Raw genomic sequence first — 15,032 nt, 5'->3', positions numbered from 1 at the left:
ATCGAGGTATTCTTTAAGACGGCCAAATCCCTATTAAAACTTGAAAAGGAGTTCCAAAGCCGTTCATATGATGCGCTTATATGCCATACAACGATTGTGTTTTCCCGTTTTATCGTTCTGTCATGGCAGAATCGCTGTAATACCGATCAACGCACAATCGGTGGTCTGTTTTACGAATTATGTGATGAAGTGAATGAACTTGATTGGGCTGTCGCATTACAGCAGTTGATCGAGCTTCTTCAAGACGCACTTAAGCAAACGAATAGGAAAATCAAAACATTAATTCAAAGTCAACTCGAACAGTGGATCGATGGCCTTCCTAGTTATATCAAGGCTTATTTGCCGATATCACTCTGCGAAAGTTGAGTTACTAAATATAATAGTGTACTTTCTTTTGAGCTTTGACCATCTACTATTAGAAGGAGTTTTTTTCCCTAGTAGTTGATGGTAGTTTTATTTGTTAAACATCGGAGGCGTAACTGTTTAGAAGGGGTAGAAAGAATATATAGATACTGTTTCGTAAATGGAATATAGCTAGTAAAGATTATTAATAATTAATATTTTAGGGGCATAACTATGGGGAAATCTTTATTTAGATTGGTTGATGTTTTAGAACTATGTACTGCATATTTAATTTATTTTTCTTCAAATTTGCTATTTGATTATGTAAAGACTTTAAATTTAGACTCTTATATTTTAAAAGCTTTTTTAAAAAACATTATGGATCATCAAACCATAATTATTTTTTTACTTACATTTATTGTAATAATATTTCATTATCAAATGTTACATAGAAAAAAAACAGAAGTATATTGCAGAATACTTGTAGGAGATACTTTATTGAATATTACAATTCGATATGCCCTAAATTGCCTAACGATATTAGGAGTTATTTATCTTCTATCCATAGTAATAGATGTTTATTTTAGTTTCAACTTAATCAGCAATCTTTACTTAGTTTGTATTTTTATCATATATATATTAATTAGTGCAAGTTGGGTGCGGAAATATGAAAATTTTTAAGTTCTTTATTGCAAGAATATTTTTAAAAAGATGGATACTTAGTATAGGTATGATTCTATTACTTTTTGCGGCGAATTATCTAACTTTTACTGTCGTTCGTTCGATTTCGTCAACTTTTCAAGGGTATCAAGAAATGAAAAATATGGATCAAGAAGGTATTTACATTGCTAACTTAGATCCAGATAGTGAGACTAACTTTGATGAAATTACAGAGAGAGAGACACTAAAAGTATATGACTATTTAAATAGTAATTTTAATTATGCTTTATATACAGATGGATTTATTATATCTTTACCTAACGATGATGATATGGAAATATCATTGAATTATATTAATGAGGAGTTTTATAACTTAAATCAATTTGAACTTTCACAAGGGACAAAATTAGATTTTGATTCCCAATTCAATAAGGACGAAATACCTGTTTTGATAGGAAAAGGTTTAAGTAAAACATATCCTGTGGGATCAACAATAAAAATTACTGATCCTGTAGTTGAACAACCAATAACTCTAAAAGTTCAAGGTGTTTTAAAACAAAATGCCCATCATTCTAATTTTTATGCGCTCAATTCAAAGACCTACTATAATTTTTCGATTTTTTTGCCAGTGAATGAGACGTTTATTAAACATGCAAATATTGACCTTCATGTAAATGGTCTAATGGACATCATAATTCTTCAATCTACAAAAGAAAGAACAGCGGATTTAAGCGAGTATATAGAAAAGAATCTGGGTTTAAAATTTAATTTTTATAGTCAAAAAGAAAATAATGATTTTTTCAAAGATTATTATCTGAATTCATTAAAAATCATATCTATAATAACGTTGATTTTGCTTGTAATTATAACTTGTATTTCTATTTGGAATACATTGATTAGTATTCGTTTAATGTTGAAAGACTTCACAATTAATTTATTAGTTGGATTAAGCTATTCAAAGTTAAGAAAAATATTATATAGTTACTTTGGGATATTATCCTTTATTAACCTAATAGTGATTTTTTTCATCACTGCATATAATAGATACGGATTTTGGTTAAAAAAAGACACTTTCTTTGCTACTTATGGATTATTTGGTTTAATAGGAATAGATTGGTTTGCTTTATTGGTAGTCATCCTTTTTGATATTATTATTGAAATGATTATTGTCGAAAACATGGTAAGAAAAATCAAAAAAATCCCAATTTCCTTGGGGGTATTACAATGAAGAATATTATCAATCTAAATATTGAAGAAAAAGTGTTTAAAAAGTCACAGCTTTCAATCTTAAATAATTTTAAACTTGAGGTTAACGCTGGTGAAAAAATTGCTATTGTAGGAGAATCTGGAGTAGGAAAAAGTTCTTTACTCAATATTATTGGATTGCTAGATATACATTATAAGGGAAAGTATACTCTTTTTGGTTCGCTAATTGATAATTTATCTGAAAGAAAGTTAGCACAATGGCGAAATCAAAAGATTGGTTTTGTCCTCCAAGAGTCAGCATTAATCAATTCTTTGACAGTTGAAGATAATATCAAATTGCCTTTACTTTATGCAGGCTCGGAAAATAAAGAATCCATACTAGAGGACTTCGAAAGTGTGATTAATGCAATCGGGATTGAACATATTTTAAAAAAGAAGCCACTGGATTGTTCTGGTGGAGAAAGATCTAGAGCTGTTTTTGCTAGAGGAATAATTATGAAACCTCAAATTATTTTAGCTGATGAACCCACAGCAGCTTTGGATGGGGAGAACAAAGAAAGAATTGTAAATTTACTTTTTAAAATGAATAAAGAATTTAACACTACTATTATTACTGTAACTCATGATTTAGAAGTGGCTAAACGTCATGATAGAATAATTTATCTTGAAAGGGGGAAATAAAGTGGGATTTTTATTAATGATTCTTTCAATTTTACTAGGTATATTTTTTATTGTCTTTGGAATTTCTCATAGAGACAGTAACCGTTGGCATAAAATCTCTATTGTACTCGGAGTAGTATTAGTTCTTTTTGCTATTTATTTAGGATTTCCCAAATAAAGAAATAGGGTTTGTCCGATAGTTATATTTGAATCAACTTTTATCACAATATTTTCAAATTGCGTGATTGTCCTTGTTGAATAATATGAAGTAGAGGATGATAAAGAAGAAGGCAGAGGGTGTCCCAAAAGTCATGATGAAGAGATAGAGTATGAAATAGCTATGATAAAAAAACCTTACAATCATAGTAGAATGGGAAGAAGAAAGGCAAAAACAATTCCTGTTACAGAAATCATATTGATTGCAAGAAAATTATAAGTCTTTCATGAGAAGGGAAAATGGAAACTCCGGCCTGTATTTTAAAGTCCTAAACATGGCTTCAGAATAAGGGGTATCATTACTTACTCTCGGTCTTGAATAAGAATTTTTGATCCCCAACTTTTCAAGTAATACCTGAAAAGTTGCGGCTTTCATAGGACTCCCATTATCGGAATGCAATACAAGTGGCTTCCCTTGGATTTTTTCGCTAATGACCGTCTTCTTCATTAATTCCTCTGCATATTTTGCTTCTTCAGTTTCCCAAATCTCTCATCCGACTATTTTTCTACAAAAAATATTGATAATTAGATAAAGTCGGTAAAACATCCCCTTCACTGGCCCTCTTAGCCAGGTGATATCCCATGTCCAAACCTGGTTAGGAGCTGTGGCCAAATGGCTTTCTGGTAGTTTTCGTTCGGGCTTTTTACTTTTTCCACGGTGATTTTGCATTTTATGCTCACGAAGCACCCTATAAAAAGTGGATTCAGAAGTGATATGAACACTTTGATCTGCTAACTTCGAAACAATTTGGGACCATGTCGCTCGACCTCCCATGTTTACTAAAATATAACATTAAAGTTCTATGCGACATCTATCCTAACAGAGGGGGATATTAAGATTGTAGACATATCATAAGCAGTCTTGTTTATACAGATAAATCCAAAAATTATGTTTTAAAAAAGGAATGGAGCAACTCTTCAATTTAGGCAACTCGTTGAAAAGAATATCGCTGTACGGGCGATGGTTGAGCTTTTCAATACATCAGGGGTCCGAATCAGTGAATTCGCGGCTATTCAGCAAGCTGATATTGATTGGACGGAGCAGACGATTCATATTCCAAAAAATAAATGTAACGACTTTCCTGATTGAAGTGTGTTCCTTTCTTTTTTTCAGGCATAGTTCATGTTAATCGTGCATTTTTTGTGGTCTTTTTAATGTGAAGCTGAATCAAAAAGACGGAGATTCTGTCGATATATATATTTGAGAAATAGTATTAGCAGTTTTATTTCGTGCTATCAGTGGTATATTAAGGAAATTTTCCCTTTGCAATCTACTATTTACTAATTAGTAGTGTTATTTTTTTTATTATGGTAATTTTGACGACTATTGTTTAATAAATAACAGTTAAAAAATTTGATTTACTATTAGACTGATTCCAATATTGCAAAAGAACATATGCAAGCGTTAAAGAGTTTGGCCCTTGTGAAATACATAGAACATCTTTTTCTCCTATTAAGGAAATGGTGAACACATTTCATTTCTAACAAAAGGAATGGAGGATTGAGTATGCAGATTCAAAGCAAAGATCAGATCCAATTGCTTTTTGCAAAGGGAAAAACACAATATTTTCGTGAAGGTCAAATATTTTCAGGGAAAGTAGCTAAATTCCTTTCAAAGGGGATGGCTGAAATTTCAGTAGGGGGACAAAAAATGGTGGCGAAACTTGAAGCCCCGTTAACTACTAGGGGGACATATGTGTTTACGGTAACCTCCACTGTAGATGGTGTGCATTTGAGAGTGTTGACTTCTTCCATTCAAAACCAACAACCCGTGACTGAGCAAGCTGATGAATTATTGCAACAACTTTCCCTAGAAAATACAAAAGAAAGTAAAATTCTTACAATGAAATTATTGCAAGAAGGCTGGCCATCAACCAAAAGCATGTTGAATAGTGCGAGTGAATGGTTGACAAATGGAGACTTAAAAGAAGGGATCAAGGTGATCAAGTATATGGTCGAACAGTCTCTTCCTTTTACAAAAGAGATTTTTCTATCCTTACAATCGTTAGGGTCGACGAAAACATTTACAAATCTTTTTGAAAGTCTTGCTTCTTGTATACGCGATTTACCTAACAAAAGTGAAAGTATGAATTCGATTTTAAACATATATGACCAATGGAAACATTCGATTGAAAATCAACTTGCTAAATCTGTACTATTACAGCTAATGGAAATCCTGACAGACGAGAATTATACGGATAGAAGGAAAGAAGTAGTTGTACAATTATTAAAAGAATGGGGGACCCTCTCAAAAGGAATAACCGCCCAACAGGCACCTGCAATGATGCTTCAAAATTGGTTGGCAAAACCACTCCCACATGATGATCAATTTCATTCATTTCATCAAGTATTGAAACAATGGGGATTTGAACGATCTGAGTCTGAATATATAAAAAGGCTGGAAAATGAGCTTAGAGCGCTATTTAATGGGGGGCAAATCGGTGATAAGGAATCTATAGCGAAGATGTCCCAACAAGCTGTATATCGCCTCATAAATGCAAATCCAGTGGATATCAATAGGACATCTGCTGAAATTTTACAATTAATTCTTTCTGTAGAGGAAAATGTGAGGACAGGATCTCCTTCATTAGAACTTTTGGCGAGTATATTTAAGCAAAATGAAACAGATATTCATAGGCTGTTCTCAAATGAAATCAAAAAAATCGCGAATACACCTTTGAACCTTCAAACAGCTAGGCAAAAACTAATCCAACAATTATGGTTCAATGCTGAAAATAAGCTTCAAAATGAATGGAATGGTAGAAACGCACTGGCCTTAATGAAGACAAGTTTTCAACTAATGGGGATTGATTTGGAAGGACAATTATCGAATAAGGAATATTTCCAAGATTCCTTGAAATCTAATTTAATCAAACTTTTAATAGAACCCATTCCTGCTCAAGTAAGGGAGATCGCGGATACACTTGTCCACCGGATGAATGCACAACATATTTTATCAGGTGAAAACGGCCCACTTCAACATTTGATTATGCAAATCCCGATTTCATTATTTCAATGGAGCACAGATCTCACCATTCAATGGTCGGGTAAACAAATGGAAAATGGAGAGTTAGACCCAGATTATTGCCGAATCCTATTTTATTTAGATCTTCAGTTTTTGAAGGAGACGGTCATCGATATGCATGTGCAAAACAGAATGATCACCATCCAAATCTTTAATGAACAGGAAAAAATAAAACAGGTTGCACAACCATTTCTACCCAGCTTAAAAGAACGGCTACAAAAAATGGGATACCAACTATCAGATGTTACTTTTCATCAAAAAGAACGGCTCGATACACCAACTTTAATACAGTTAACGGAGGAAAAAAGCTACGTGGGGGTAGATATAAGAATATGAAATATCAGAATAAAAGAAAGCAAGCCGCAGCATTAAGTTATCATCCCGAATCCCCAAATCCCCCTGTTCTTGTGGCGAAAGGGAAAGGGAAGATTGCTGAGAACATTATTAATCAGGCAAAGGAACACCATATTCCTATCCAAGAAGACCCTAGTTTAGTTGAATTGCTAGGCCAATTAGAGATGAATAAAATGATCCCTGAAGAACTATACAATGCGGTGGCCGAGGTCTTTACATTTGTTTATCGTATTGACCAAAAATCAGGAGAATAGTTAAATTATCGTATTTTTCTGAATGTGGATAAAAAAGAAATTATGTGACATAAATCACAAAAAATGAACATAAGTAACGAAATATCGTTCAAAAACTAGACATATTTTAATACATCTAATACAATTAAATCGCAGTCTATTTTTCAAAAGATTGATAGGAGGATGAAAGATGAATATCCATGAATATCAAGGTAAAGAAATCCTCAGAAAATACGGGGTTTCCGTTCCTAATGGTAAGGTTGCTTTCACGGTTGATGAAGCGGTAGAAGCAGCGAAAGATCTTGGTACAAATGTTTGTGTTGTAAAGGCACAAATTCACGCAGGTGGCCGTGGGAAAGCAGGCGGTGTTAAAGTTGCTAAAAATATAGATGAAGTTCGTACATATGCGGAAGAAATCTTAGGAAAAACATTAGTAACACATCAGACTGGTCCTTCTGGTAAGGAAGTAAAGCGCTTACTCATCGAAGAGGGATGCGATATAAAAAAAGAGTACTATATTGGTTTAGTTTTAGATCGTGCAAGTTCTCGTATTGTATTAATGGCATCTGAAGAAGGCGGAACGGAAATTGAAGAAGTAGCGGAAAAAACACCTGAAAAAATCTTTAAAGAAGAGATCGATCCTCTTACTGGTTTAACTGCATTCCAAGCACGCAGAATTGCGTTTAATATTAATATTCCAAATGAGCTTGTTAATCAAGCTGTTAAATTTATGATAGGTCTTTACACAGTATTTGTGGAAAAAGACTGCTCCATTGCCGAGATCAATCCACTTGTTGTAACAGGTGATGGAAAGGTGATGGCATTAGATGCGAAATTGAATTTTGATTCTAACGCTCTTTATCGCCATAAGGATATTCTTGAATATCGTGATCTCGATGAAGAAGATCCAAAGGAAATTGAAGCTTCAAAGTATGACTTAAGTTATATATCTTTAGATGGAAATATCGGTTGTATGGTAAATGGTGCTGGGCTTGCGATGGCTACGATGGATATTATTAAACACTACGGTGGAGACCCAGCTAACTTCCTTGATGTTGGTGGCGGTGCAACGGCTGAAAAGGTAACAGAGGCATTTAAAATTATTCTTTCCGACCAAAATGTAAAAGGAATTTTTGTCAATATTTTTGGTGGAATTATGAAATGTGACATTATTGCTGAAGGAGTAGTAGAAGCAACGAAGCAAGTAGGACTTTCCATTCCTCTAGTTGTTCGTTTAGAAGGAACGAATGTGGAACTTGGGAAGAAGATTTTAAATGAATCCGGATTAAACATTATTGCGGCAGAATCCATGGCAGATGGAGCACAAAAAATCGTAGAACTAGTAGGCTAAGAAAGGTGGGGGACAATCATGAGCGTATTTGTTAATAAAGATACGAAAGTAATCGTACAAGGTATTACAGGTAAAACAGCTCTATTCCATACGAAACAAATGTTAGAGTACGGGACACAAATTGTCGGAGGAACATCACCTGGTAAAGGTGGAACCGAAGTTGAAGGTGTACCTGTCTTCAATTCAGTGCAAGAAGCAGTGAAAGCTACAGGAGCAAATGTTTCTGTCATTTATGTTCCGGCACCATTCGCAGCAGACGCTATTATGGAAGCGGTGGATGCTGAATTAGAATTAACGATTTGTATTACGGAACATATTCCAGTTCTTGATATGGTGAAAGTAAAACGCTATATGGAAGGAAAGAAAACTCGCTTGGTTGGACCGAATTGCCCAGGCGTTATTACATCTGATGAATGCAAAATCGGCATCATGCCGGGCTATATTCATACGAAAGGCCATGTAGGGGTCGTTTCCCGTTCAGGCACATTAACATATGAAGCCGTTCATCAACTGTCACAAGCTGGAATTGGTCAAACAACGGCAGTAGGAATCGGGGGAGACCCGGTTAATGGAACTAATTTCATCGATGTATTAAAGGCATTTAATGAAGATCCTGACACATATGCGGTCATCATGATTGGTGAAATCGGAGGGACGGCTGAGGAAGAAGCTGCTATATGGGTGAAGGAAAATATGACTAAGCCTGTTGTCGGATTTATTGGTGGACGTACAGCACCACCAGGAAAACGTATGGGTCATGCAGGTGCTATCATTTCTGGCGGGAAAGGTACGGCTGATGAAAAAATTCGCATCATGAATGAATGCGGAATCAAAGTCGCTGATACACCGTCTGTTATTGGTGAGACTTTAATCTCTGTTATTAAAGAAAAAGGCCTTTATGAGAAATGTAAAACCCATTAATTAAGTTGAAATAGTCCCTCCATATTTTTTGGGGGACTATTTCCTGTTTACGTTAAAAAATAGATTTAATAATTAGAATAGTAGAAAAATGAAGGAGTCTTTAAAAGGCGCTATCATGGCCTTATTAAATAAGAAGAAAGAGGGATGGGCATGGATTTAATTACAAAGAAAATCATTCATTTACAACATATAAAAGGGATGACGTGGAAGAGAATATATCTTTTACTAAAGCAAGATCCTTCCCTACAATCCTTATATCAATTACCTCCATCTAAACTTCAACATCTTCTAAAGATTTCCCCCACACTAGCTTCCAATCTATATCATCAGTTGCAATCGACGAATATCGACTTATTTCTAGAAGAATATTCAAAAAAACAAATTGATTTTATCCCCATATATGATGAGAATTATCCTGCATTATTAAAAACCATCCATCAACCTCCATGGGGGTTATACTGCATGGGAGACAAGAAATTATTGAAAAATAATAAGAATTTGGCTATTGTTGGTTCAAGAAGAGGAAATGAATATGGGAAAAAAGCGATCCACTTTATTGTGCAAAGATTAGTTCATCATCATTTCCAAATTGTAAGTGGACTAGCTAAAGGAATCGACACATTTGCCCATAATGCCACAATAATGAATAAAGGGAAAACGATCGCTGTCATTGGGGGAGGTTTTTACCATCTTTATCCGACGGAAAATCGCCAACTTGCAAAAAAAATTACAGAAGAACATGTATTAATATCGGAATACGCTCCCATTATGAAGCCTGAAAAATGGCATTTTCCAGCAAGAAATCGAATTATTAGTGGGCTTTCCGTTGGGACAATCCTCGTTCAGGCAGGAGAAAAAAGCGGCTCCCTTATTACGGCGAACCACGCTTTAGAACAAGGAAGAGATGTATTTGTTCTACCTGGATCTATATTTGATCCCCTTTCAAAAGGAGGTCACCAGCTAATCAATGAGGGGGCGACATTAGTGCCTTCCATTGATGATTTATTAGAGCAACTTTATTAAACGAAAGAGATTAGTTTGGTCATAAATCAAATAAAATGATGGAAAAATCAAAATTTCCTTCAAAATAGTTGCATTTCTATGCAATCTGTTATAAATTTTGCAACAGAATCTTTATTTTTCAAACCGAGTTTTACATTATTATATGGGTATAAAAAGAATTCCCACCATCCCAAAATCGGTGGAATTGTTATAGTACAGTAGAGACTTTATAAAAAATTTTTGGTGATGATTGACTAAAATGAAGGAATTGTGGAAATAGAAGATTGTAACCAAAGCATTGAACTTAGTTGACAAATAGAAAAAAGTCTAATAATGTTTGTACCATCTATTTATTTTCACCTCTAGGGGAGGTTTAGGCATGTCGGATTATCTTGTTATTGTGGAATCCCCGGCAAAAGCAAAAACAATTGAACGCTATTTGGGGAAAAAATATAAAGTAAAAGCATCAATGGGGCATATTCGTGATTTACCAAAAAGTCAAATGGGTGTGAACGTTGAAGAGAACTATGAACCTAAATATATTACGATCCGTGGAAAAGGCCCCGTTTTAAAAGAGCTGAAAACAGCCGCAAAAAAAGCAAAAAAAATATATTTAGCAGCTGACCCCGATCGCGAAGGGGAAGCGATTGCTTGGCATTTAGCTCATAGTTTAGGCCTTGATATACATTCAAATGTACGTGTTGTGTTCAATGAAATCACAAAGGATGCTATTAAAGAATCATTTAAACATCCGCGGGCAATCAACATGAATCTAGTGGATGCCCAACAGGCCCGAAGAATTCTAGACAGGTTAGTAGGATATAATATTAGCCCGTTATTATGGAAAAAAGTAAAAAAAGGCTTGAGTGCTGGAAGAGTTCAATCTGTAGCCCTCCGTTTAATTATCGATCGGGAAAAAGAAATCCAAAGTTTTCAACCGGAAGAATATTGGACTATAGAATCAACTTTTACGAAGAATGCCGAAACATTTCAAGCAAATTTTTATGGATCAAAGGGAAAAAAACAAGAATTAAAAACGGAAGAAGAGGTCAAAAAAGTATTATCACAGCTTCAAGGTCAAGAATTTGAAGTATCTTCTGTTACCAAAAGGGAAAGAAAGCGAAATCCAGCCCCTCCTTTTACAACTTCATCTTTACAGCAAGAAGCTGCGAGAAAATTGAATTTCCGCGCAAAAAAAACAATGATGCTTGCCCAACAGCTATACGAGGGGATAGAGCTTGGAAAAGAAGGGACCGTCGGTTTAATTACTTATATGAGAACCGATTCAACAAGAATTTCGGATGTGGCACTAAAGGAAGCAAGTGAATATGTTTCGACCACGTATGGCAAGGAATATATACGGGTGGAACAAATGAAAGAAAAGAAACAAACAAATGCGCAGGATGCACATGAAGCGATCCGTCCTACAAGTTCTTTAAGATCTCCTAATATGATGAAAGAGTTTTTATCAAAAGACCAACTTCGTCTATATAAACTAATTTGGGAGAGATTTATCGCGAGTCAAATGGCACCGGCGATCATGGATACGATGAGTGTCGATCTTCTCAACAATGAAATCGTTTTCCGTGCCAGTGGATCAACGATTAAATTTCCAGGATTTATGAAAGTGTATGTAGAAGGATCGGATGATGGAAAAGAAGAAAAGGAAAATATGTTGCCTGATTTACAAAAAGGTGATAAAGTTAGTTCGGAAAAAATTAATCCAAAGCAACATTTCACCCAGCCACCTCCAAGATATACGGAGGCTCGACTTGTAAAAACTTTAGAGGAACTTGGAATTGGGCGACCTTCTACATATGCTCCAACACTTGATACGATCCAAAAGAGGGGATATGTCAGCCTTGATAATAAACGATTTATTCCAACAGAACTCGGTGGGATTGTTCATGAACTGATGATGGAATTTTTCTCGAGTGTGATCAATGTGGAGTTTACAGCAAAAATGGAGAAAGATCTGGATGAGATCGAAGAAGGTAAAATCGAATGGATCCAAGTAATTGATGAATTTTATAAAGGGTTTGAGAAGCATTTAACGAAAGCTGAAAAAGAAATGCAAGAAGTAGAAATCAAGGATGAATACGCTGGTGTCGATTGCGAACATTGTGGACATCCAATGGTTTTCAAAATGGGACGCTATGGAAAGTTTATGGCATGCAGTAACTTTCCTGACTGTCGAAACACAAAACCAATCGTGAAGGAAATTGGTGTGAAATGTCCAAAATGTAACGAAGGAAATATCATCGAAAGAAAAAGCAAAAAACGAAGAATTTTTTATGGCTGCGATCGCTATCCTGAATGTGATTTTCTTTCTTGGGATAAGCCGATTGAAAGAAAATGTCCAAAATGTGAAAGTTTGCTAGTTGAGAAAAAGCTGAAAAAAGGTGTGCAAGTTCAATGTACCGAATGTGATTACAAAGAAGAAGCACAGAAGTAAGCGAAGGGTGGGCAAATCGGCTCACTCTTTCTATTTGTGTCTTTTTTTTCGTAAAGCGTTAAACTTTTTTTGTGTTACTGAGTGTTGTACAATGCAAAATGGATAGGATGAGGAATAAGAATTTTTTCACTTTTGTGTGAGTTTTATCACAAAGTCAGAATCTTTTTGCTACTATTATGGAGAGTAATGGTGTTTTACCATCAGAATCCCCAATTGAAAAGCTAACATCCTAACAAAAGGATTCGTGAGGAAACCGAAGGAATCTCTTTAACAGGATCAAAAATACTGATTGAAGTTTCACTTTATTAATGGAGGTTACGATATGTCCAAAGTGATTAATGTTGTGGGAGCAGGTCTTGCTGGAAGTGAGGCAGCCTTCCAAATTGCCGAAAGAGGATTGCAAGTCCACTTATATGAAATGCGCCCAATCAAGCAAACTCCTGCTCATCATACAGATAAATTCGCTGAACTAGTTTGCAGCAATTCTTTAAGAGCAAATAGTTTAACAAATGCAGTCGGTGTTTTAAAAGAAGAGATGAGACAATTGAATTCGGTTATTATCCGTTCAGCTGATGATTGTGCCGTACCTGCTGGAGGAGCTTTAGCAGTAGATCGTCATGAATTTGCTGCTCATGTGACGGATCGGGTAAAAAACCATCCCAACGTCACAGTATTTCATGAGGAAATCACGGAAATTCCTGAGGGGATTACGGTGATTGCTACTGGACCCCTAACAAGTGAAGCCTTATCAAAACAATTACAAGAGCTTACAGGGGAAGATTATTTATACTTCTATGATGCTGCGGCTCCTATTATTGAAAAAGACAGCATAAATATGGATATAGTCTATTTAAAATCCCGATATGATAAAGGGGAAGCGGCCTATTTGAATTGTCCAATGACAGAGGAAGAGTTTGAACGATTTTATGAAGCGTTAATATCAGCGGAGGTTGTGCCACTTAAAGAATTTGAAAAAGAAATCTTCTTTGAAGGGTGTATGCCTATTGAGGTCATGGCCAATCGCGGGAAAAAGACGATGTTATTCGGGCCAATGAAACCGGTAGGACTTGAGGATCCGCGGACAGGGAAAAGGCCATTTGCTGTAGTGCAGTTGAGGCAAGATGATGCAGCAGGTACATTGTACAATATCGTTGGGTTCCAAACTCATTTAAAATGGGGCGCACAAAAGGAAGTGATCCAACTCATTCCAGGATTAGAAAATGCGGAAATTGTTCGCTATGGTGTAATGCATAGAAACACATTTATCAATTCACCTAAAGTATTAAAAGCAACGTATCAATTTAAAGAACGGCCAACTTTATTTTTCGCTGGGCAGATGACAGGTGTAGAGGGTTACGTGGAATCTGCCGCAAGTGGATTAATAGCTGGAATCAATGCAACAAGAATTGCTCAAGGAAAAAATCCGGTGGAATTTCCTCGTGAAACGGCAATGGGAAGTATGGCGCAATACATTACGACAACCAATGCGAAAAATTTCCAACCAATGAATGCCAACTTCGGATTATTTCCGGATTTACCTGTGAGAATTAAAGCAAAAAAAGAGAGATATGAACAACACGCGAATCGAGCGTTACAAACAATTCGCAACTTTGTGAAAAGTTTGTAAAATCAATTGCAAGGGCTACCTGCTTTATGATACTATTTAGTAGCCCTTGTGAGGTGTTTTTTTATGTCTGAAAAAATAAACGATTTGCTACAAATATTTATTCGCTATTTACAAATCGAACGAAATTATTCTGAATTGACGATTCAAGAGTATCAATTCGATATTATGCAATTTGAAAAGTTCATGATTGAACAAAGTATCCAATCAATTGAAGACGTTGAGTATTTAGACGTTCGGTTATTTTTAACAACCTTGTATGAACAACAGTTGGCTCGCTCAACCATCTCTCGTAAAATATCTAGTTTACGTAGCTTTTTTCACTTTTTAGTACGTGAACAGCATGTTACCAGTAATCCATTTTCTTTCGCACACTTGCCGAAAGCCGAAAAAAGATTGCCTAGTTTCTTTTATGAAGAAGAAATGGAACAATTATTTGCTACTTGTGAAGGAAATGACCCATTATCGAAGAGAAATCGTGCACTCTTAGAATTACTGTATGCAACGGGAATTCGTGTAAGTGAATGTGCTACTATCGAAATAACAAATATTGATTTCGAGCTTTCAACTATATTAGTGAAGGGGAAAGGAAGAAAAGAAAGATATGTTCCCTTTGGAAGCTTTGCTCATGATGCGATCAAAAGGTATATAGATGAAGCAAGAAGTGTTTTAATGAAGTCATCTATGAAGCATTCTTATTTATTTGTGAATTACCGAGGAGGAGCTCTTACCCCGAGAGGTATTCGTCATATTTTAACAAAATTGATTGAGAAGGCCTCGCTAACTGGAAAGATTCATCCTCATATGTTGAGACATACATTTGCGACTCATCTTTTAAATAACGGGGCAGATTTACGTTCTGTCCAGGAGCTACTAGGTCATGAACATTTATCTTCAACTCAAATTTATACGCACGTGACGAAGGAGCATTTGAAGAAAACTTATCTTACACACCATCCGCGTGCTTAATATAGAAGGAGTGA

At 35.5% G+C, this 15,032-nt stretch carries 11 protein-coding genes and 1 pseudogene; all 12 read left to right on the top strand.

The window, feature by feature from the left end; genetic code table 11:
- Nucleotides 1–366: pseudogene (locus J2S13_RS03500) on the top strand (IS4 family transposase); the annotation flags it as partial.
- A gap of 643 nt (nucleotides 367–1,009) precedes the next feature.
- Nucleotides 1,010–2,230 (top strand): ABC transporter permease, encoded by a 1,221-nt coding sequence (locus J2S13_RS03495; RefSeq protein WP_307256308.1) that lies wholly within the window; start codon nucleotides 1,010–1,012, stop codon nucleotides 2,228–2,230.
- Nucleotides 2,227–2,889 (top strand): ABC transporter ATP-binding protein, encoded by a 663-nt coding sequence (locus tag J2S13_RS03490; RefSeq protein ID WP_307256307.1) that lies wholly within the window; start codon nucleotides 2,227–2,229, stop codon nucleotides 2,887–2,889. The genes J2S13_RS03495 and J2S13_RS03490 overlap by 4 nt, the downstream gene beginning before the upstream one ends.
- A 1-nt stretch (nucleotide 2,890) precedes the next feature.
- Nucleotides 2,891–3,046 carry a hypothetical protein gene (locus J2S13_RS03485; RefSeq protein ID WP_307256306.1) on the top strand — a complete coding sequence of 52 codons (156 nt, stop codon included), beginning with the start codon at nucleotides 2,891–2,893 and terminating at the stop codon, nucleotides 3,044–3,046.
- Nucleotides 3,047–4,591: 1,545 nt separating this feature from the next.
- Nucleotides 4,592–6,445 (top strand): TP0910 N-terminal domain-containing protein, encoded by a 1,854-nt coding sequence (locus tag J2S13_RS03480; protein ID WP_307256304.1) that lies wholly within the window; start codon nucleotides 4,592–4,594, stop codon nucleotides 6,443–6,445.
- On the top strand, nucleotides 6,442–6,717 hold the full coding sequence (locus tag J2S13_RS03475; protein WP_307256303.1) for an EscU/YscU/HrcU family type III secretion system export apparatus switch protein: 276 nt from the start codon (nucleotides 6,442–6,444) through the stop codon (nucleotides 6,715–6,717). The genes J2S13_RS03480 and J2S13_RS03475 overlap by 4 nt, the downstream gene beginning before the upstream one ends.
- 169 nt (nucleotides 6,718–6,886) lie before the next feature.
- Entirely contained in the window at nucleotides 6,887–8,047 is a 1,161-nt protein-coding gene (gene sucC, locus J2S13_RS03470) for an ADP-forming succinate--CoA ligase subunit beta (protein ID WP_307256302.1), read from the top strand.
- 18 nt (nucleotides 8,048–8,065) lie between these two features.
- Complete coding sequence (gene sucD, locus J2S13_RS03465) at nucleotides 8,066–8,968, top strand: succinate--CoA ligase subunit alpha (RefSeq protein ID WP_307256301.1); 903 nt, start codon at nucleotides 8,066–8,068, stop codon at nucleotides 8,966–8,968.
- 150 nt (nucleotides 8,969–9,118) lie between these two features.
- On the top strand, nucleotides 9,119–9,991 hold the full coding sequence (gene dprA, locus J2S13_RS03460; protein ID WP_307256300.1) for a DNA-processing protein DprA: 873 nt from the start codon (nucleotides 9,119–9,121) through the stop codon (nucleotides 9,989–9,991).
- A gap of 358 nt (nucleotides 9,992–10,349) precedes the next feature.
- Entirely contained in the window at nucleotides 10,350–12,425 is a 2,076-nt protein-coding gene (gene topA, locus J2S13_RS03455) for a type I DNA topoisomerase (protein WP_307256299.1), read from the top strand.
- A gap of 322 nt (nucleotides 12,426–12,747) precedes the next feature.
- Complete coding sequence (gene trmFO, locus J2S13_RS03450; protein ID WP_307256298.1) at nucleotides 12,748–14,052, top strand: FADH(2)-oxidizing methylenetetrahydrofolate--tRNA-(uracil(54)-C(5))-methyltransferase TrmFO; 1,305 nt, start codon at nucleotides 12,748–12,750, stop codon at nucleotides 14,050–14,052.
- A gap of 63 nt (nucleotides 14,053–14,115) precedes the next feature.
- Nucleotides 14,116–15,018, top strand: coding sequence for a tyrosine recombinase XerC (xerC, locus tag J2S13_RS03445; RefSeq protein ID WP_307256297.1), 903 nt, complete (start codon nucleotides 14,116–14,118; stop codon nucleotides 15,016–15,018).
- The last annotated feature ends 14 nt before the right edge of the window (nucleotides 15,019–15,032 follow it).

The sequence above is a fragment of the Oikeobacillus pervagus genome (assembly GCF_030813365.1).
Classification (GTDB): domain Bacteria; phylum Bacillota; class Bacilli; order Bacillales; family DSM-23947; genus Oikeobacillus; species Oikeobacillus pervagus.
The sequence above is the reverse complement of the archived record's forward strand: the minus strand, read 5'-3'. Positions and strand labels throughout refer to the sequence as shown.

Bases quoted from the DNA above. Each gene is read 5' to 3' on its own strand.
- xerC (WP_307256297.1), top strand. From the start codon at position 14,116: ATGTCTGAAAAAATAAACGATTTGCTACAAATATTTATTCGCTATTTA.
- J2S13_RS03475 (WP_307256303.1), top strand. From the start codon at position 6,442: ATGAAATATCAGAATAAAAGAAAGCAAGCCGCAGCATTAAGTTATCAT.
- dprA (WP_307256300.1), top strand. From the start codon at position 9,119: ATGGATTTAATTACAAAGAAAATCATTCATTTACAACATATAAAAGGG.
- sucD (WP_307256301.1), top strand. From the start codon at position 8,066: ATGAGCGTATTTGTTAATAAAGATACGAAAGTAATCGTACAAGGTATT.
- topA (WP_307256299.1), top strand. From the start codon at position 10,350: ATGTCGGATTATCTTGTTATTGTGGAATCCCCGGCAAAAGCAAAAACA.
- sucC (WP_307256302.1), top strand. From the start codon at position 6,887: ATGAATATCCATGAATATCAAGGTAAAGAAATCCTCAGAAAATACGGG.
- J2S13_RS03495 (WP_307256308.1), top strand. From the start codon at position 1,010: ATGAAAATTTTTAAGTTCTTTATTGCAAGAATATTTTTAAAAAGATGG.
- J2S13_RS03480 (WP_307256304.1), top strand. From the start codon at position 4,592: ATGCAGATTCAAAGCAAAGATCAGATCCAATTGCTTTTTGCAAAGGGA.
- trmFO (WP_307256298.1), top strand. From the start codon at position 12,748: ATGTCCAAAGTGATTAATGTTGTGGGAGCAGGTCTTGCTGGAAGTGAG.
- J2S13_RS03490 (WP_307256307.1), top strand. From the start codon at position 2,227: ATGAAGAATATTATCAATCTAAATATTGAAGAAAAAGTGTTTAAAAAG.